12 protein-coding genes are annotated in these 15,831 nt (G+C 59.3%); 7 read left to right on the forward strand and 5 right to left on the reverse strand.

Annotated features, from left to right (window positions below):
- Positions 1–3: 3 nt before the first annotated feature.
- The 3 genes from gsiB to iaaA are packed head-to-tail and all read right to left on the reverse strand — an operon-like array spanning position 4 to position 4,387.
- Entirely contained in the window at positions 4–1,542 is a 1,539-nt protein-coding gene (gene gsiB / locus CU081_RS20670) for a glutathione ABC transporter substrate-binding protein GsiB (protein WP_003858426.1), read from the reverse strand.
- Between the two features lie 23 nt (positions 1,543–1,565).
- Positions 1,566–3,437: a glutathione ABC transporter ATP-binding protein GsiA gene (gsiA, locus tag CU081_RS20675; RefSeq protein ID WP_022650672.1), complete on the reverse strand. Its 1,872-nt coding sequence runs from the start codon at positions 3,435–3,437 to the stop codon at positions 1,566–1,568.
- An 11-nt stretch (positions 3,438–3,448) separates the two neighbouring features.
- On the reverse strand, positions 3,449–4,387 hold the full coding sequence (gene iaaA / locus CU081_RS20680; RefSeq protein WP_022650671.1) for a beta-aspartyl-peptidase: 939 nt from the start codon (positions 4,385–4,387) through the stop codon (positions 3,449–3,451).
- 189 nt (positions 4,388–4,576) lie between these two features.
- Between iaaA and moeA the strand changes: the two genes are divergently transcribed.
- Together moeA and moeB are read left to right on the forward strand one after the other, a co-directional pair.
- Positions 4,577–5,809 carry a molybdopterin molybdotransferase MoeA gene (gene moeA / locus CU081_RS20685; RefSeq protein WP_058647488.1) on the forward strand — a complete coding sequence of 411 codons (1,233 nt, stop codon included), beginning with the start codon at positions 4,577–4,579 and terminating at the stop codon, positions 5,807–5,809.
- Position 5,810: 1 nt separating this feature from the next.
- Positions 5,811–6,563 (forward strand): molybdopterin-synthase adenylyltransferase MoeB, encoded by a 753-nt coding sequence (moeB, locus tag CU081_RS20690; RefSeq protein ID WP_022650669.1) that lies wholly within the window; start codon positions 5,811–5,813, stop codon positions 6,561–6,563.
- A gap of 89 nt (positions 6,564–6,652) precedes the next feature.
- Here moeB and fsa read toward each other — a convergent pair whose 3' ends face one another.
- The gene (fsa, locus tag CU081_RS20695) at positions 6,653–7,315 is read right to left on the reverse strand and encodes a fructose-6-phosphate aldolase (RefSeq protein WP_022650668.1); all 663 of its coding nucleotides are present in this window, start codon (positions 7,313–7,315) and stop codon (positions 6,653–6,655) included.
- Positions 7,316–7,442: 127 nt separating this feature from the next.
- Here fsa and CU081_RS20700 point away from each other — a divergent pair, with 127 nt between their 5' ends.
- From CU081_RS20700 to CU081_RS20715, 4 genes are all read left to right on the forward strand, one after another.
- Complete coding sequence (locus CU081_RS20700) at positions 7,443–8,342, forward strand: glycyl-radical enzyme activating protein (protein WP_022650667.1); 900 nt, start codon at positions 7,443–7,445, stop codon at positions 8,340–8,342.
- 4 nt (positions 8,343–8,346) lie between these two features.
- Complete coding sequence (locus CU081_RS20705; protein WP_058647487.1) at positions 8,347–10,779, forward strand: formate C-acetyltransferase/glycerol dehydratase family glycyl radical enzyme; 2,433 nt, start codon at positions 8,347–8,349, stop codon at positions 10,777–10,779.
- 155 nt (positions 10,780–10,934) lie between these two features.
- Complete coding sequence (locus tag CU081_RS20710; protein WP_003858430.1) at positions 10,935–11,750, forward strand: Cof-type HAD-IIB family hydrolase; 816 nt, start codon at positions 10,935–10,937, stop codon at positions 11,748–11,750.
- A 151-nt stretch (positions 11,751–11,901) separates the two neighbouring features.
- Entirely contained in the window at positions 11,902–13,158 is a 1,257-nt protein-coding gene (locus tag CU081_RS20715) for a DUF1479 domain-containing protein (RefSeq protein WP_022650665.1), read from the forward strand.
- Here CU081_RS20715 and CU081_RS20720 read toward each other — a convergent pair.
- Entirely contained in the window at positions 13,155–14,228 is a 1,074-nt protein-coding gene (locus CU081_RS20720; RefSeq protein WP_008501190.1) for a LacI family DNA-binding transcriptional regulator, read from the reverse strand. The genes CU081_RS20715 and CU081_RS20720 overlap by 4 nt on opposite strands.
- A gap of 288 nt (positions 14,229–14,516) precedes the next feature.
- On the opposite strand from CU081_RS20720, the gene CU081_RS20725 reads away from it, so the two are divergent.
- Positions 14,517–15,818 carry an MFS transporter gene (locus tag CU081_RS20725; RefSeq protein ID WP_008501189.1) on the forward strand — a complete coding sequence of 434 codons (1,302 nt, stop codon included), beginning with the start codon at positions 14,517–14,519 and terminating at the stop codon, positions 15,816–15,818.
- The last annotated feature ends 13 nt before the right edge of the window (positions 15,819–15,831 follow it).

Here is a 15,831-nt window from a genome sequence, read left to right on the forward strand (position 1 = left end):
GTTTTATTTTAAATCCGCGTCATCAAAGCTAAAGCCCGTATCCGGCATGATGTAAAAACCGGTCAGCGCTTTGTTGTGGGCTGAGACCAGTTTTTCCACCACCAGCGGCACCCACGGCGACTCTTTCCAGATAATGTCCTGCGCCTCTTTGTACAGGCGCGCTTTCTCTTCCGGTTTGGTGGTTTTCAGGGCATCGGCCAGATCTTTATCCACCTGCGGATTACTGTAGAACGCGGTATTGAACAGCGTTGGCGGCCAGTTCTGGGAAGCAAACAGCGGCGACAGGGACCAGTCCGCTTCACCGGTTGAAGCCGTCCAGCCGGTGTAGAACATCCGCACGCCGCTCTCTTTCTGCCCTTTGCCTTCTACTTCCGCCGCTCGCTGTCCGGCATCCATCGCCGTGACCCTGGCTTTAATGCCCACCTGCGCCAGCTGCTGCTGGGTAAATTGCAGCACCTTCTGCGCGGTACTGTGGTTATGAGACGACCACAGCGTGGTGCTAAAGCCGTTCGGATAGCCCGCCTCTTTCAGCAGCTCCCGCGCTTTCGCCGGATCGTACGGCCATGGCTGGTAGCTCTGCGCATACTCGATGGCTGGCGGCATCACGCCCGTCGCGGGAGTGGCGTAACCGGCAAAGGCCACCTTCACCAGCGCCTGACGGTTAATGGCGTAGTTAATGGCTTCGCGCACCTTCGGGTTATCGAACGGTTTCTGCGTGACGTTCATGCTGATGTAGCGCTGCATAATCGACGGGCTGGCCACCAGCTCCAGCTTGCTGTTTTTCGCCAGCAGCGCCGCCTGTTCGTAAGGGATCGGGAAGGCAAACTGCGCTTCGCCGGTTTGCAACATCGCGGCACGGGTATTGTTGTCCACGACCGGACGCCAGGTGATTGTATCCAGCTTCGGCAGCCCCTGCTGCCAGTATCCGGCGAATTTTTTCACCTTCACATAATCGGTCTGGTTCCAGGTAAGCAGTTCGTACGGTCCGGTCCCCACCGGGTGGAAGCCAATCTCTTTGCCGTATTTTTTCAGGGCAGCGGGTGAAATCATCGCCGTCGCGGGATGCGCCAGGATATTGATAAACGCCGAGAACGGCTCTTTCAGGACGATCTTCACCGTCGCCGGGTCAACCACCTCGGTGCTGGCGATATTTTTATACAGGTTGTAGCGCTTAAGACCGTTCTCCGGATTGCTGGCACGGTCCAGGTTGATCTTAACCGCCTCGGCGTTGAAGTCGGTGCCGTCCTGGAACTTCACGCCGGTACGGAGCTTAACGGTATAGACCAGCCCATCGTCCGACACGGTATAGCCTTCCGCCAGCACGTTTTTCAGCTTCATCTCGCGGTCCAGGCCGAACAGCCCCTGGTAGAAAGATTTTGCCACCGCCTGAGAAAGGGTGTCGTTAGCATCATACGGATCCAGCGTCGTGAAGTTAGACCCCACAGCCACCACCACATCTTTCGCCGCGAACGCGGGGGCGGCGGCCAGCGCAGCCGTCACGCTCGCGGCAAGCAGCCATTGACGAGCAACAAAAGGAACCATTGTGTTCTCCTGCCTGTTGTAAGTTATAACCGCGAGAATGCATTGCCCTGACGCGGTGGTGCGACAAAATGACCGGGACCCACCTCACGCAGCGCCACGCGCTCAAGGGTTTCGCCCCGTTTACGAATATTGCTCGGCATTTCGTCCTGCAACAGCACGCGCTGGGCGTGACGATGCTCAGGATCGGCAACCGGTACGGCGGCCATCAGCTTGCGGGTGTACGGGTGCTGCGGGTTTTCAAACACCGCCCGACGGGGGCCGATTTCAACTATTTGCCCCATGTACATCACCGCCACGCGATGGCTGATCCGCTCCACCACCGCCATATCGTGGGAGATAAACAGAAACGCAATGCCTAAATCCCGCTGTAAATCGAGCAGGAGATTGATGATTTGCGCGCGGATGGAGACATCCAGCGCTGACACGGACTCATCCGCAATCACCACCTTAGGATTCAGGGCTAATGCCCGGGCTATGCAGATACGCTGTCGCTGACCGCCAGAAAATTCGTGCGGATAACGCCAGGCATGCTCCGGCTTCAGGCCCACGCGCTCCAGCAGCCACGCGACGCGGCGCTGCGCGGCTTCACCGTCGAGCAGGTTATGCACCCGCAGCGGCTCCATAATCGAGTACCCCACCGTATGGCGCGGATCGAGCGACGCATAAGGATCCTGGAATATAAACTGAATATCCCGGCGTACCGCCTGCAATTTACTGTTAGGTAGCGTGTCGATGCGCTCACCGTTGAAGGTGATGCTCCCCTCCTGCGACGCCACCAGCCTGAGCAGCGCCCGTCCGGTGGTGGATTTACCGCAGCCGGACTCCCCCACCAGCGCCAGCGTTTCGCCCGGCCAGAGATCAAAACTGACGTTTTCAACCGCATGCACTTCGCGCTTCACGCGATTGAGGATCCCGCTACGCAGCGGGAAACGGGTCACCAGGTCACGCACTTCGAGGATTGGCCTGCCGGGAACCACCGTATCCTGCTCGGTTTCGTCTTCCTGCTTACCCTGTTCGGTCTGTGAGATCAGCGGAAAACGGCGCGGAAAATCACTGCCATTCATGGCCCCCAGACGCGGGACCGCCGCCAGCAGCGCTTTGGTATAAGAATGCACCGGCGCATGAAAGACCTGCTCCACCGTGCCGGTTTCCACGGCATTGCCCTGATGCATAACCAGCACCCGATCGGCAATGTCCGCCACCACCCCCATATCGTGGGTGATGAAAATCACCCCCATCTCCATCTCCTGCTGCAACACCTTAATCAGTTGCAGGATCTGGGCCTGAATGGTGACATCCAGCGCCGTGGTGGGTTCGTCCGCAATGAGTACCGCCGGACGGCACGACAGCGCCATCGCAATCATCACCCGCTGGCGCATGCCGCCGGAAAGCTGATGCGGGTAGCGGCCCAGGATGGCCTGCGCCTCCGGAATGCGCACCAGCTCCAGCATGCGTCGGGCCTCCCTGAGCGCCTCATCACCGCTCAGTCCCTGATGCAGGCGGATAGATTCGGCAATCTGCTCGCCCACCGGGAAAACCGGGTTCAGGGAGGTCATCGGCTCCTGAAAAATCATCGCAATATCTGCCCCGCGCACACCCTGCATCCGGGACGCGCTCAGCTCGTTGAGATCGATAACCTGACGGTTGCGACGGCGCAACAGCATACGCTCGCTGGTGACCTGCCCGCCCGTCTGCTCAAGCAGACGCATCAGCGCCAGCGCGGTAACGGATTTACCAGAACCTGATTCGCCAACAATCGCCAGCGTCTCGCCGCGCCTGAGCGAAAACGATAAATTCTGTACTGCGGGGATGAACTGCCACTCTTCCTGAAACGCAATATTCAGTTGGTGGACAGCCAGCACTTCGCAGTTGTCCAGCTCTTCACGGTGCGGCACGCAATGCCCCCTTATTCACGATAAATGCCTGTGCTGGGCGCATCGCCGGCATACCCCCACGCCCGGTACATTCCTTCACTGTTGAACGGCAGAGCCACGTTGCCCTCCCGATCCACCGCAATTAAGCCGCCAATCCCGCCCAGCGCCGGCAGTTTCTCCATCACTACCCGCTCGCAGGCTTCACTCAGGCTTAATCCGCCGTAATCCATTAGTGCGGTAATGTCGTAGGCCGCCAGCGCGCGGATAAACACTTCGCCGGTGCCGGTGCATGACACCGCCGCGGTGGCGTTATTGGCGTAACACCCGGCCCCCGGCATCGGGCTGTCGCCGACGCGACCGGGAAGTTTGTTGGTGATGCCGCCTGTCGACGTCGCGGCGGCGAGGTTACCGGCTTTATCCAGCGCCACCGCGCCTACCGTGCCCATTTTGCTGCGTTCATCGAGCGGCGCGGCATGGTCCAGCTGCGTCATCCCCGCTGTACGGGCCTCCAGCAGTTGCCGGTAACGCTCCTCGGTGGAAAAAAGCTCGGGCGAGACCGTGTCCATACCGTGCTCGACGGCAAATTTTTCCGCCCCCGCCCCGGCCAGCAGCACATGCGGGCTTTGTTCCATCACCAGACGCGCGGCCAGCACCGGATTACGCAGACGACTGACGCCCGCTACCGCGCCCGCTTTCAGGGTGACGCCGTCCATCACGCAGGCATCCAGCTCGTGCGTTTCATCGCGCGTAAAGACCGAGCCAATACCGGCATTAAACAGCGGACACTCCTCCAGCAGACGCACCGCTTCGGTCACCACGTCCAGCGCGCTGTCGCCCGCTTCCAGCATCCGCTGGCCTGTTTCCACAATGACGTTCAGCGCATCGATATAACGCTTCTCCTGCTCGGGACTGAGCTGTGCACGGGTGATTGCCCCGGCACCGCCATGAATTGCGATAACCGCTTTACTCATTTCGCATCACCCATCAGCCTGGCTGGCTGCTTTTTCTATAAATATCATTATCGTCGACGAATCTTCAGATGATTTTTGAATATAGAAAGACGCAACTGTGATGTAAAGCGTACACCCATCGGGTCATACAGTTAGCCGCACTTTTCTGCCATAATGAGCGCTTTCGTTGTTACTCCGCAGGAGCCCACCATGGATTTTACCGCCGGACTGATGCCGCTTGAGACGGCACTCTCGCAGATGCTTGATCGTATTACTCCCCTGCACGACGTTGAGACGCTGCCGCTTGTGCGCTGTTTTGGCCGTATTGCCGCGCGCGATATCGTCTCGCCGCTGAACGTGCCGGGGTTCAATAACGCGGCGATGGACGGCTATGCCGTACGTCTGGCGGATCTGCAAACGGGTCAGCCGCTGCCGGTGGCAGGTAAAGCGTTTGCCGGGCAGCCGTTCAACGGTGAGTGGCCAGCGGGCACCTGCGTGCGTATTATGACCGGCGCGCCGGTGCCAAAGGGCTGTGAAGCCGTGGTGATGCAGGAAGAGACCGAACAAACGGACGACGGCGTGCGTTTTACCGCCAGCGTCAAAGCGGGACAAAATATCCGCCATATCGGGGAAGATATTACCCTGGGCGCAACGGTCTTTGCCGCCGGGCAAAAGCTGACGGTCGCCGAACTGCCGGTGCTGGCATCGCTTGGCATCGCGGAGATTGACGTGGTCCGCAAAGTGCGCGTGGCGGTGTTCTCCACGGGAGACGAGCTACAGCTTCCGGGTCAGCCGCTGAACGAGGGGCAGATTTACGACACCAACCGTCTGGCGGTGCACCTGATGCTTGAGCAGCTGGGCTGCGAGGTGATTAACCTCGGTATCATTCCTGACGATCCGCAAAAACTGCGCGCGGCGTTTATCGACGCTGACGCCTCTGCCGACGTGGTGATCAGCTCCGGCGGCGTTTCGGTTGGCGAAGCGGATTACACCAAAACCTTGCTTGAAGAGCTGGGTGAAATCGCCTTCTGGAAGCTGGCGATTAAGCCGGGCAAACCGTTCGCGTTTGGTAAACTTCCGCACAGCTGGTTCTGTGGCCTGCCGGGTAACCCGGTCTCTGCCGCGCTGACCTTCTACCAGCTGGTGATCCCGCTGCTGGCTAAGCTTTCAGGCAACAATGCCAGCCCGCTGCCGGAACGTGTGCGCGTGCGGGCGGCAACGCGCCTCAAAAAATCACCGGGCCGTCTCGATTTCCAGCGCGGCATTCTGGCGCGCAACGCCGACGGCGAGCTGGAGGTGAGCACCACCGGGCATCAGGGTTCGCACATCTTTAGCTCCTTCAGCCAGGGTAACTGCTTTATCGTGCTGGAGCGCGATCGCGGCCACGTTGAGGCGGGCGAATGGGTTGAAGTGGAACGCTTTAACCACCTGTTCGGAGGCTGACATGACGATGGAACTGAGCGACCCGGAGATGATGCGCTATAACCGCCAGATCGTGCTGCGCGGGTTTGATTTCGAGGGTCAGGAGGCGCTCAAGGCGGCCAGCGTGCTGGTTGTTGGTCTTGGCGGGCTGGGCTGCGCGGCAGCACAATACCTGGCTGCGGCGGGCGTCGGCAGCATGACGCTGCTGGATTTCGACACCGTGTCGGTGTCCAACCTGCAACGCCAGACGCTGCACAGCGACGCGACGGTCGGTCAGCCTAAAGTGGAATCAGCACGCACGGCGCTGGCGCGCATTAACCCCAACGTTCAGTTCACCCTGATTGACGCGATGCTGGATGACGACGCGCTGTTTGCGCAGATTGCACGGCATGACCTGGTGCTGGACTGCACCGATAACGTCGCCATTCGCAACCAGCTCAATGCGGGCTGCTTTGCCCATAAAACGCCGCTGATTTCCGGCGCGGCCATCCGCATGGAGGGGCAAATCACCGTCTTCACCTACGCTGAAGGAGAGCCCTGCTACCGCTGCCTGAGCCGTCTGTTTGGCGAGAATGCCCTCACCTGCGTCGAGGCGGGCGTAATGGCGCCGCTGGTTGGCGTTATCGGTTCCTTGCAGGCCATGGAGGCGATCAAAGTGCTGGCGCACTATGGCACGCCCGCCGCGGGTAAAATCGTGATGTATGACGCGATGACCTGCCAGTTTCGCGAGATGAAGCTAATGCGTAATCCCGGGTGTGAGGTGTGCGAAGGTTAAAGCAAACGGCAACCTTCAGGTTGCCGTTTTAGTGTTTGCTCCCTCTCCCTGTGGGAGAGGGTTGGGGTGAGGGCATCAGGCCACACCCATCAAATAGACGTCCGCCCAAACGCCCCCTGCCAGTCCTGCTCAAACTTCACAATTGCCGCATCCACCGCCGGAGAGGTAATAAACTGCTGCGCCACGTCCAGCGGCAGCGTGATGGACTCGCACCCTGCCAGCAGGCAGTCCAGCGCCTGGCGCGGGGTTTTAAAGCTCGCGGCCAGCACCTTTGACTGCGGCGCGTGCAGGGTCAGCAACTGTTGCAGTTCGACCACCGTCTGGATCCCGTCCCCGCCCTGCGCGTCCACGCGGTTCACGTAAGGGGCCACATACTCAGCCCCCGCCAGTGCGGACAACATCCCCTGCGCGGCACCGTACACCGCCGTACCCAGCGTCGGGATCCCTTCCGCTTTCAGCATCTTGATCGCCGCCAGCCCTTCAGCGGTCACGGGCACTTTCACCACCAGGTCATTGATTATCGCGCGCAGCTTACGTGCGTCTTCCACCATCCCCTCGGCAGTCTTCGCCATCACCTGAGCGAACAGCCGGCCCCTGCCGCCCAGCGCGTCGTGCAGCGCGGGCAGCAGCTCTTCCAGGGGGGTTTTACCCGCCGCCACAATGCTTGGGTTAGTGGTCACGCCCGCCAGCGGGAAGATACGCGCCAGCTTTTTGACTGCCGCAACGTCAGATGTGTCGAGATAAAGTTCCATGATGTCACCCTCAAATTTAGCCTGCACTTACCCTATCACAGCAAAACCTGCTCAGGAATTGACCCATATCAAGATAACTTTCATTCGAAAGTAATTTAATCTTCATATGTAATCAGAGGGCAAAAAAATGATCTTCAATATACAGCGTTACTCCACCCACGACGGCCCAGGTATTCGAACCGTGGTATTCCTGAAAGGCTGCTCGCTGGGCTGTCGCTGGTGTCAGAACCCGGAAAGCCGCTCCCGCAGCCGGGACGTGCTGTTTGATGCGCGTCTGTGCCTGGACGGCTGTGAACTGTGTCAGCAGGCCGCGCCGGGGTGTGTTGAACGCGCGCTGAACGGGCTGGTCATTCATCGTGAGAAGCTTAACGACGAGACGCTCACTGCCCTCACCGACTGCTGTCCGACCCAGGCGCTTACCGTCTGCGGTGAAGAGAAGCAGGTGGAGGAGATTATGGCCACCGTGCTGCGAGACAAGCCCTTCTACGACCGCAGCGGCGGCGGGATCACCCTTTCCGGCGGCGAGCCGTTTATGAATCCTGACCTGGCGCACGCCCTGTTTAAAGCCAGCCATGAACAAGGCATTCATACCGCCGTTGAAACCTGCCTTCACGTGCCCTGGCACTATATCGAGCCGTCATTACCGTACGTCGATCTGTTCCTCGCCGACCTGAAGCATGTCGACGGAGATGTTTTCAAGCAGTGGACGGACGGTTCGGCTAAGCGCATCCTGGACAACCTGAAACGCCTGGCCGCCGCCGGGAAAACGATCACCATCCGCGTGCCGCTGATCCAGGGCTTTAACGCCGATGAAGCGTCCGTTACCGCCATTACCAATTTCGCCGCCGATGAACTCGGCGTCGATGATATTCATTTTCTGCCGTATCACACGCTGGGCATGAACAAATACACCCTGCTCGGCCAACCCTACTCTGCCCCTGACAAACCGCTGGATAACCCTGCCCTGCTGGACTTCGCACAGCAGTATGCCTGCCAGAAAGGGTTAACCGCGACCTTACGAGGATAAACTTATGACCACCCTGAATCTCAACACCCTCAGCGAGCGCATTAAGGCGCACAAAACGGCCCTGGTGCATATCGTGAAGCCGCCGGTCTGTACCGAGCGCGCCCAGCATTACACCGAAATGTACCAGCAGCACATGGACAAGCCGATCCCGGTGCGCCGCGCGCTGGCCCTCGCCCACCACCTGGCCAAGCGCACCATCTGGATCAAGCACGATGAGCTGATTATCGGTAACCAGGCCAGCGAAGTGCGTGCCGCGCCGATCTTCCCGGAATATACCGTCTCCTGGGTTGAGAAAGAGATTGACGATCTGGCGGACCGTCCGGGCGCGGGCTTTGCGGTGAGCGAAGAGAACAAGCGCGTGCTGCATGCGATCTGCCCGTGGTGGCGCGGCCAGACGGTGCAGGATCGCTGCTACGGTATGTTTACCGACGAGCAGAAGGGCCTGCTGGAAACCGGCATCATCAAAGCGGAAGGTAACATGACCTCCGGTGACGCACACCTGGCGGTGAATTTCCCGCTGGTGCTGGAGAAAGGGCTCGACGGCCTGCGCGCGAAAGTGGCCGAGCGCCGCTCACGCATCAACCTGACGGTGCTGGAAGACCTGCACGGCGATCAGTTCCTGAAAGCCATTGATATCGTGCTGGAAGCCGTCAGCCTGCACATCAAACGCTTCGCCGATCTGGCGCGCGAGATGGCCGCGACCGAAACCCGCGAAAGCCGCCGCGACGAGCTGCTGGCAATGGCAGAAAACTGCGACGTGATTGCTCACGAGCCGCCAAAAACCTTCTGGCAGGCGCTACAGCTGTGCTACTTCATTCAGCTAATCCTGCAAATTGAGTCCAACGGTCACTCCGTTTCCTTCGCCCGTATGGACCAGTACCTTTACCCGTACTATCGCCGCGACGTGGAGCTGGACCAGAGCCTGGATCGCGAGCACGCCATCGAGCTGCTGCACAGCTGCTGGCTGAAGCTGCTGGAGGTGAACAAAATCCGCTCCGGCTCGCACTCCAAAGCCTCGGCGGGCAGCCCGCTGTATCAGAACGTCACCATCGGCGGCCAGAAGCTGGTCAACGGCGAGCCAATGGACGCGGTCAACCCGCTCTCCTACGCGATCCTCGAATCCTGCGGCCGCCTGCGCTCCACCCAGCCAAACCTGAGCGTGCGCTACCACGCGGGCATGAGCAACGACTTCCTCGACGCCTGCGTGCAGGTGATCCGCTGCGGTTTCGGCATGCCGGCCTTTAACAACGACGAAATCGTCATTCCGGAATTCATCAAGCTCGGCGTTGAACGCGACGACGCCTACGACTACGCGGCCATTGGCTGTATCGAAACCGCGGTGGGCGGCAAATGGGGCTACCGCTGCACCGGCATGAGCTTTATCAACTTCGCCCGCGTGATGCTGGCCGCGCTGGAAGGCGGCCGCGACGCCACCAGCGGCAAGGTGTTCCTGCCGCAGGAGAAAGCCCTCTCTGCCGGTAACTTCGATAACTTCGAGGAGGTGATGGCGGCGTGGGACACCCAGATCCGCTACTACACCCGCAAATCCATCGAAATTGAATACGTGGTGGATACTATGCTGGAAGAGAACGTCCACGATATTCTCTGCTCGGCGCTGGTTGACGACTGCATCGAGCGCGCGAAAAGCATTAAGCAAGGCGGCGCGAAGTATGACTGGGTTTCCGGCCTACAGGTGGGGATCGCCAACCTCGGCAACAGCCTGGCGGCGGTGAAGAAGCTGGTGTTTGACCAGGGTGTTATCGGCCAGCAGCAGCTGGCGGCGGCGCTGGCGGATGATTTCGACGGGCTGACCCACGAGCAGCTGCGCCAGCGCCTGATCAACGGCGCGCCGAAGTACGGCAACGACGACGACAGCGTGGATATGCTGCTGACCCGCGCCTATCAGACCTACATTGAAGAGCTGAAGCAGTACCATAACCCGCGCTACGGCCGCGGCCCGATTGGCGGTAACTATTACGCGGGTACTTCTTCTATCTCCGCGAACGTGCCGTTTGGCGCGGCGACGATGGCGACACCGGACGGACGTAAGGCGCATACCCCGCTGGCGGAAGGGGCCAGCCCGGCTTCCGGTACCGACCACCTCGGCCCGACGGCGGTGATTGGCTCGGTGGGCAAACTGCCGACGGAAGCGATTCTCGGCGGCGTGCTGCTGAACCAGAAGCTGAACCCGTCAACGCTGGAAAACGACAGCGATCGCCAGAAGCTGATGGTGCTGCTGCGCACCTTCTTCGAGGTGCATAAGGGCTGGCATATCCAGTACAACATCGTCTCGCGCGAAACGCTGCTGGAGGCGAAGAAACACCCGGATCAGTATCGTGACCTGGTGGTGCGCGTGGCGGGCTACTCGGCGTTCTTCACCGCCCTGTCGCCGGATGCGCAGGACGATATTATCGCCCGTACTGAGCATACGCTGTAATAGTGTATCCCCTCTCCCTTGAGGGAGAGGGAGAAAACACTAAAAACGGCAACCTCGGTTGCCGTTTTGCTTTTACTTTCGAATGAAATTAAATTTGTGCTCCCCGTCACCTTGTTATTAGAATGTTTCAAAACGCAGTGACCCAGGAGCACAGTATGACCGTAAAAGTTATCGTCACCGATATGGACGGAACTTTCCTTGATGATGCCAAGCAGTACGATCGTGACCGCTTCCAGGCACAGTTTAAACAGCTTAAAGCCCGCAACATTGAATTTGTTGTCGCCAGCGGCAACCAGTATTACCAGCTCATCTCGTTTTTCCCGGAACTGAAGGATCAAATCTCCTTCGTGGCGGAAAACGGCGCGCTGGTCTTCGATCACGGCGAACAGATTTTCCACGGCGAACTGACCCGCCATGAGTCGCAGATCGTGATTGGCGAACTGCTGAAAGACAAAGGGCTGAACTTTGTGGCCTGCGGGCTGGAGAGTGCCTACGTCAGCGACCAGGCCCCTGACGCGTTCGTGGCGCTGATGTCAAAGCACTATCACCGCTTAAAGCGCATCAGCGATTACCGCGAAATTGACGACGTGCTGTTTAAGTTCTCCCTGAACCTGCCGGACAGCGATATCCCGAACCTGGTCGATAAACTGCATGTCTCCCTGGACGGCATCATGAAGCCCGTCACCAGCGGCTTCGGTTTTGTCGATTTGATTATCCCCGGCCTGCACAAAGCTAACGGCATCAGCCGCCTGCTGAAGCGCTGGAAAATCTCTCCGCAAGAGTGCGTGGCCATTGGCGACAGCGGCAACGATGCCGAGATGCTGAAGCTGGTGAAATATTCCTTTGCGATGGGCAACGCGGCAGAGAGCATCAAAGAAATCAGCCGCTACAGCACCGATGACAACAACCATCACGGCGCGCTGAACGTCATTCAGGCCGTGCTCGACGCGCACTCCCCGTTCGACGCCTGATCCTCTTCTCGCCGGAGCCCTGCTCCGGCACCCTCACTCATTTTCCCGTCCTGTGGCGCACGTCAAGTTTTTAAACTTGCATTAACTTATTTTTAACTTAAAGTATCGCTTGTAGATACTTTTACTTTCGAATGAAAGATGCGAGGCAGTTATGACCTTTACCAGTGAAACCTTGCCGGCGGATCACAAAGCGGCAATCCGTGAGTTGAAACGTGAATTACGCGCGCAGATCGGCGACGTGCAGGCGGTGTTCGACAAGCTCAGCGACAGCATTGCCACCCGCGTGGCGGAAATTAACGCCCTCAAAAATAAAGGTGAATCCGTCTGGCCGGTAATTCCTTTTAACGATGTGAAAAACGGCACGATTACCGACGCGCAGCGCGAGGCCGTTAAGCGCCGCGGCTGCGCGGTGATTAAAGGTCACTTCCCGCGCGAGCAGGCGCTGGCGTGGGATCAGTCGATGCTCGACTACCTCGATCTGAACAAGTTTGACGAGGTGTACAAAGGGCCAGGCGATAACTTCTTCGGCACCCTGACCGCCTCCCGTCCGGAGATTTACCCGATCTACTGGTCGCAGGCGCAAATGCAGGCGCGTCAGAGCGAAGAGATGGCGCAGGTGCAGTCGTTCCTGAACCGCTTATGGACGTTCGAGAGCAACGGCAAGCAGTGGTTCGACCCGGACGTGAGCGTGATTTACCCGGATCGTATCCGCCGCCGTCCGCCGGGAACCACCTCGAAAGGGCTGGGCGCGCATACCGACTCCGGCGCGCTGGAGCGCTGGCTGCTGCCGGCATACCAGCAGGTTTTCGCCCGCGTGTTTGACGGCAACGTCGAGAAATACGATCCGTGGAACGCCGCGCACCGTACCGAAGTGGAAGAGTATACCGTCGATAACACCACCAAATGCTCGGTGTTCCGCACCTTCCAGGGCTGGACGGCGCTGTCGGACATGATCCCCGGCCAGGGGCTGCTGCACGTGGTGCCGATCCCGGAAGCAATGGCCTATATTCTGCTGCGTCCGCTGCTGGACGACGTGCCGGAGGACGAGCTGTGCGGCGTGGCGCCTGGGCGCGTGCTGCCGGTTTCCGAGAAGTGGCACCCGCTGCTTATCGAGGCGCTGACCAGCATTCCTGCGCTGGAGGCGGGTGATTCGGTGTGGTGGCACTGCGATGTGATCCACTCCGTCGCGCCGGTGGAAGATCAGCAGGGCTGGGGCAACGTGATGTACATCCCCGCCGCACCGATGTGCGAGAAAAACCTCGCCTATGCGAAGAAGGTCAAGGAAGCGCTGGAAACCGGCGCGTCGCCGGGAGACTTTCCGCGCGAGGATTATGAAAAAACCTGGCAGGACCGCTTTACCGTGAACGATCTCAACATCCACGGCAAACGCGCGCTGGGCATGGTCTAGCTGTCATACAGCCCTTCCCGCTCCACGGCGGTGCGTCGTTTCCCCTGACGTATCCGCCGTACCGATTCCCGCACGGCCAGCGTGCCGTTCAGCAGCAATGTGCCTACCGGCGCGTCCAGGCGCATAAGCCGCTGCTGGAGCATGTGTACCGCTTCCGTTCCCAGCTCATCGCGGGGAACATGCACGGCTGTTAATGGAACATCCTGAATCGCCGCCAGGTTAAAGCCGTCGATGCTCATCACCGAGACGTCCTGCGGCACGCGCAGGCCGTGGTTTTGTAAGGCGCTGATGGTGCCCGCCGCCATAAAGTCGCCGCCAACCAGGAACGCCGTCGGCAGGTCTTTTCCCTGCTGCTGATTTAGCCAATCGCTCACCAGCTGCTCCGTCTCTCTGGCGCTGAAGCTCGGCACCACCAGCAGATCGCGCTTGTCGTTGAACGCCAGGTTGTGGGACTGCCACGCGTCGCGGATCCCCGACAGGCGCAGCTCCATCGTGTAGCGACGCAGGCACAGCACGTTCATCACCTCGCGGTGTCCCATCTCGAACAGGTACTCCGCCGCCCGCTCGCCGATGGCGCGGTGATCCGGCGCAACGGCAGGCAGACGCATGTGCCGGTCGCGGCAGTTAATCAGCATGCAGGGTTTGCCCACGTCCACCGCCAGATCGTGGATATGCGGATCGTCAATACCAAGAAGAATGGCCGCCTGCGTATCCGGCTCGTTCATCCGCGCCAGAAACAGCTGGGCGTCGCTGTCGTTCTCCTCCAGCGCGCAGTAGCGCAACCGGACCTCGTGGGAGGCAAGTGCTTTGCTCACGCTCTGGATCACGCGGTAGTAAAAGATGTCGGACCGCTCGTCGAAAGCGCGCTGCGGGGCAAAAACCACCAGGCTGTTAAGCAGCAGACGCCCTGCCGCCATGCCGTCCATTACCCCCAGCTCGCGCGCGCACGCCAGCACCTTTGCACGCGCTTTTTCGCTGGTATTCGCTTTCCCCGCCAGCACCCGCGACACGGTGCTGATGGAGAGCTGCGTACGGGCCGCGATTTCGGTGATTTTTAGCCTTTTGTCCATTTTGTGATCTGGCTCCATTTGCGAAATGAAAAAATTTTCATAGCGTGTGTGTCAGGCAATAACTGACGTGAATGCCATCATGCCAGAGTGTTTTCGTCGGTTATGAGAAATTTTGCACAAAATCCACTTTTGCCCACTCATTTTCTTCCTTAAGGTGAACTTGTCACACAACTTCCATACTAGTTGTATAGCAACTTAAGCATTATAAGCGGATTGAAATCAAAGGCATAACAATCTGTGTGACACCTGAACCTCCGTCCCCTTACCGTCCGTCTTGTGGAGAGTAAAATGAGTCAGGACATCAATAACACCATTGCGACAAGCAAAACCCGTCGCGTCATCAAGAACCTGCGCTGGTACGTGCTGGTGCTATTCTTGCTGGGCGTCACCGTTAACTACATCACCCGAAATTCCTTAGGTATTCTCGCTCCGGAGCTGAAAGAGAGCCTCGGGATCACCACCGAGCAATACTCCTGGATCGTCGGCGCGTTTCAGATCGCCTATACCATTTTCCAGCCCCTGTGCGGCTGGCTGATTGACGTCATTGGCCTGAAGATTGGCTTTATGGTCTGCGCCGGGATCTGGGCGCTGATGTGTATTTTCCACGCGGGCGCCGGAAGCTGGCTGCACCTGGCCATACTGCGCTTCTTTATGGGGGCTTCAGAAGCCGCTGCCACCCCGGCGAACGCCAAAACCATCGGCGAATGGTTCCCGAAATCAGAGCGTCCCGTTGCTGCTGGCTGGGCAGGCGTGGGCTTCTCCATCGGCGCGATGCTGGCTCCGCCTATCATCTACTTTGCTCACGCCTCGTTCGGCTGGCAGGGCGCGTTTATGTTTACCGGCGTGCTGGCGCTGCTGTGGGTGATCCTCTGGTGGGCGTTCTACCACAACCCCGAGCAGCACCCGAACCTGAGCAAGGACGAGCTGGCGTTTATCAAGCAGGATAACGAACCAGCGCCGGTCAAATTGCCCTTCCTGACCGCGCTGAAAACCGTTTCAAAAAACAAACGTTTCTACGGTATCGCCATTCCGGCCTTTATGGCAGAACCCGCCTGGGCGGTGCTGAGCTTCTGGGTGCCGCTGTACCTCGCCAAAGAGCACGGCATGGACCTGAAGCAGATTGCGATGTTTGCCTGGCTGCCGTTCCTCGCCGCCGACCTCGGCAGCGTGGCGAGCGGCTACCTGACGCGTCTGTATACCCGCCTGTTCGGCTGCTCCCGCGTGAACTCGGTTGTCGCCAGCTCCGTGACCGGCGCGTTCCTGATGATCTCGCTGGCCATCGTGGCCATTACCCGCGACCCGTATATCACCATCGTGCTGATCTCCATCGGCGGCTTCGGGCACCAGATCATCTCCTGCATGCTCAGCGCCCTGGTCGTGGAGTCATTCGACAAAGGCCAGATGGCGACCGTCAACGGCATGCGCGGCTCGGCGGCGTGGATCGCCAGCTTCCTGTTCTCGCTGTTAATCGGTGTGACCGCCGACAAAATCGGCTTTAACCCGCTCTTTATCGCCATGGGCTTCTTTGACCTGATTGGCGCTCTCTTCCTGGTAGCATTTATTGCTGAACGTCGCGCGAAGCGCGCCTGATAGTGGATGTATT

This window comes from Enterobacter sp. CRENT-193 (assembly GCF_002787395.1).
In the GTDB taxonomy this organism is placed as follows: Bacteria; Pseudomonadota; Gammaproteobacteria; order Enterobacterales; family Enterobacteriaceae; genus Enterobacter; species Enterobacter hormaechei_C.

What these genes read in the sequence shown, in the direction of transcription:
- gsiB (WP_003858426.1), bottom strand. Translation starts at nt 1,542, where the DNA reads ATGGTTCCTTTTGTTGCTCGTCAATGGCTGCTTGCCGCGAGCGTGACG.
- iaaA (WP_022650671.1), bottom strand. Translation starts at nt 4,387, where the DNA reads ATGAGTAAAGCGGTTATCGCAATTCATGGCGGTGCCGGGGCAATCACC.
- moeA (WP_058647488.1), top strand. Translation starts at nt 4,577, where the DNA reads ATGGATTTTACCGCCGGACTGATGCCGCTTGAGACGGCACTCTCGCAG.
- moeB (WP_022650669.1), top strand. Translation starts at nt 5,811, where the DNA reads ATGACGATGGAACTGAGCGACCCGGAGATGATGCGCTATAACCGCCAG.
- fsa (WP_022650668.1), bottom strand. Translation starts at nt 7,315, where the DNA reads ATGGAACTTTATCTCGACACATCTGACGTTGCGGCAGTCAAAAAGCTG.
- CU081_RS20700 (WP_022650667.1), top strand. Translation starts at nt 7,443, where the DNA reads ATGATCTTCAATATACAGCGTTACTCCACCCACGACGGCCCAGGTATT.
- CU081_RS20705 (WP_058647487.1), top strand. Translation starts at nt 8,347, where the DNA reads ATGACCACCCTGAATCTCAACACCCTCAGCGAGCGCATTAAGGCGCAC.
- CU081_RS20710 (WP_003858430.1), top strand. Translation starts at nt 10,935, where the DNA reads ATGACCGTAAAAGTTATCGTCACCGATATGGACGGAACTTTCCTTGAT.
- CU081_RS20715 (WP_022650665.1), top strand. Translation starts at nt 11,902, where the DNA reads ATGACCTTTACCAGTGAAACCTTGCCGGCGGATCACAAAGCGGCAATC.
- CU081_RS20720 (WP_008501190.1), bottom strand. Translation starts at nt 14,228, where the DNA reads ATGGACAAAAGGCTAAAAATCACCGAAATCGCGGCCCGTACGCAGCTC.
- CU081_RS20725 (WP_008501189.1), top strand. Translation starts at nt 14,517, where the DNA reads ATGAGTCAGGACATCAATAACACCATTGCGACAAGCAAAACCCGTCGC.